Raw genomic sequence first — 2,889 nt, forward strand, 5'->3', positions numbered from 1 at the left:
AACTCGGTCAGCTCAAAATAATGCGTGGCAAACAGCGCAAAAGCTTGCGTCTTGTTGTGCAGGTGGGTGGCGATGCCACTGGCCAGCGCCAGGCCATCAAAGGTGGAGGTGCCACGGCCAATTTCGTCCATCAGCACCAGCGAATGGGGTGTAGCGCTGTGCAATATTTGCGCAGCTTCGGTCATCTCCAGCATGAAGGTCGACTGGGCGTTGGCCAAGTCATCGGCCGCGCCAATCCGGGTGTGGATGGCGTCAATCGGCCCCAGGCGGCAACGGCTGGCGGGCACGTGGCTGCCGATGCTGGCCAAAAGAACGATCAGCGCCACCTGGCGCATGTAGGTCGATTTGCCGCCCATGTTCGGACCGGTGATGATTTGCAAGCGCTGGCGGGAGCCCATCAATGTGTCGTTGGCAATGAAGCTGGTGCCCGACAGTTCTGCCAAGCGCGCTTCGACCACGGGGTGACGCCCCTGGCGTATTTCGATGCAAGGCTCGCGGGTGAATTCGGGCTCGCACCAACGCAGGGTAAGCGAGCGCTCGGTCAGGGCGCACAGCGCATCGAGCGAGGCCATGGCCTGCGCCAATGCACTGAGCGCCGGCACATGCGGCTGCAGCTGATCGAGCAGGCCTTCATAGAGCCATTTCTCACGGGCCAGGGCGCGCTCTTGCGCCGACAAGGCTTTGTCTTCAAAGGTTTTCAGCTCGGGCGTGATGTAGCGCTCGGCGTTTTTCAGCGTCTGGCGGCGGCGGTAGTCGTCAGGCACCTTGTCGAGTTGGCCTTGCGTGACCTCGATGTAAAAGCCATGCACCTTGTTGAATTGCACGCGCAGATTGGCAATGCCGGTGCGTTCTTTTTCGCGGGTTTCCAGGTCGAGCAAGAAGGCATCGCAATTCGTTTGAATGTTGCGCAGCTCGTCCAGTTCGGCATCCAGACCGTTGGCGATCACGCCACCATCGCGCACCAAAGCCGCCGGCTCTTCAAGCAGCGCCAATTGCAGCAGCTCGGCGCAGTTTGTGGGTGGCGTCAACCAGCGAGCTATGCCCGCCAGCAGCGTGCCCGGTGCGGGCTGAAGCGCCTGCAGTTGAGCCGACAACGATGCCGCACGTGCCAGCGCATGGCGCAGCGCCACCAGCTCGCGCGGTCGCACCTGGCGCAAGGCGGTGCGGGCCGTGATGCGTTCTACATCGCTTGCGCCTTTGAGTTGTTCGCGCAGGCTGCGCCAGGCGCCTGCGCCGCTTTCGCCCCGTAACAGGGCCTGGGCTTGCAGGCGGTCCATGGCGACCTGACGGTCGCGCGGCGGGCTGAGCAACCAGCTCTTGAGCAAGCGGCTGCCCATGCCGGTCATGCAACTGTCAAGCAGTGCAAACAGCGTGGGGGAGTTGCTTGCACTCTCGCCGCGCAGGGTTTGTGTCAGCTCCAGGTTGCGGCGGGTGCTGGCGGGCAGGTCGATCAGCGCGTCCGAGCGTTGCACCTGCACCCGCTGCACATGCGGCAGCGAGCGGCCTTGGGTGTGCTCGGCATAGCTCAGCAGCGCGGCAGCAGCGGCATGGGCGTCGTGTAGGGTCTCGGCACTCCAAGCGGCCAGGGATGCGGCTTGCAGCTGTTCCAACAACTTGCGTTGGCCCAAACCTGCATCAAACTGAAAGTCGGGCCGCAACGCAAAAGACCAGCCCCCGCGCCCATGGGTTTTGAAGGTACGCAGTTTTTGTTCAAACGTGGGCGTCATGCCTGCGCTGGCAATCAGTTCGCTGGGGCCAATGCGGTCGATCCAGTCGGCCAATTCGTCTTGTGCGCATTCGGCCAGAAGCACTACACCTTGGGTGACGCTCAGCCAGGCCAGGCCGCAGCGGTTTTTGGCAGCCTGGTGCACGGCCAGCAAAATCGCTTCGCTTTTGTCGGACAGCAGTTCGGTGTCGGTCAAGGTGCCGGGGGTGACCACGCGCACCACTTTGCGTTCCACCGGGCCTTTGGCCGTGGCCACATCACCCACCTGCTCGCAAATGGCCACCGACTCTCCCAGCTTGATCAAGCGGGCCAGGTAAGTTTCCATCGAATGAAAAGGCACGCCCGCCATCAGCACCGGTTGGCCTGCAGATTGGCCACGCCGCGTCAGGGTGATGTCGAGCAAGTTAGCCGCTTTTTCGGCATCGCCAAAGAACAACTCGTAAAAGTCGCCCATGCGGTAAAACACCAGCGTGTCAGGAAACGCCGCCTTGATGCCCAGGTACTGGGCCATCATGGGGGTGTGGCCAGAATAGTCCGCAGGGGTCGGCGCAGTAGAGGAAATGTCTATTTGAATCAATGACTTGGCCGGTTTTGGCTCAGCTGAAGAAGGGGGCCATGTCTAGGCGGCGTTATAGGCTGGGAGAATTATGTTTAAAAAAAAGCACAGGAAGTGGCGTGGTCCCATTTTTATTTGCGCCCCAAAATTGGAGGCAAAAAACTGGGGCCAGCGCATATTCAGTTGAAAGTGTGCTTTCTGCGCAGCGCGGGCAGGCTGTCTAGTCAGCTTGTGCCATGACGCCCAACCAGGCGTCATGGCACAGCCCCTTACTCTGTCCGCTCGGAAATCACCACCACGACGCTCTGTTGGCCCAGCGTCATCACCACCTGCATTGGAAAAGCGCCATCCGGAACGGCCGAAGCATCAAAGCGCAGGCGCTCTGCGTCAAATTTCAGCCAAGTAGGTAAGGCCTTCCCATCGGGCAGACTGAAGTGGACCCCGAATTTGGGACAGGTGTTTAAGTGGGACACTGTCTAAAGAAACGGGTTATCAATGACTGAATCAAAAAAACGCAGAGTTCATCCGCCGGAGTTCAAGGCCAAGGTGGGACTGGAGGCGCTCGGCGGGATGAAGACCATCAATCAAATCGCCCAGGAGTATGGCG

Annotated in this window: 1 protein-coding gene; it reads right to left on the reverse strand. The window is 60.5% G+C overall.

Features of this window, described 5'->3' with window-relative positions; translation table 11 throughout:
* Window positions 1-2,240, reverse strand: a 2,240-nt coding sequence (mutS, locus tag ACIQ3A_RS14815) for a DNA mismatch repair protein MutS (protein WP_396432490.1), incomplete at its 3' end; no start/stop codon positions are given.
* Window positions 2,241-2,889: the final 649 nt, after the last annotated feature.

The organism is Limnohabitans sp. (assembly GCF_044361985.1).
GTDB lineage: Bacteria > Pseudomonadota > Gammaproteobacteria > Burkholderiales > Burkholderiaceae_C > Limnohabitans_A.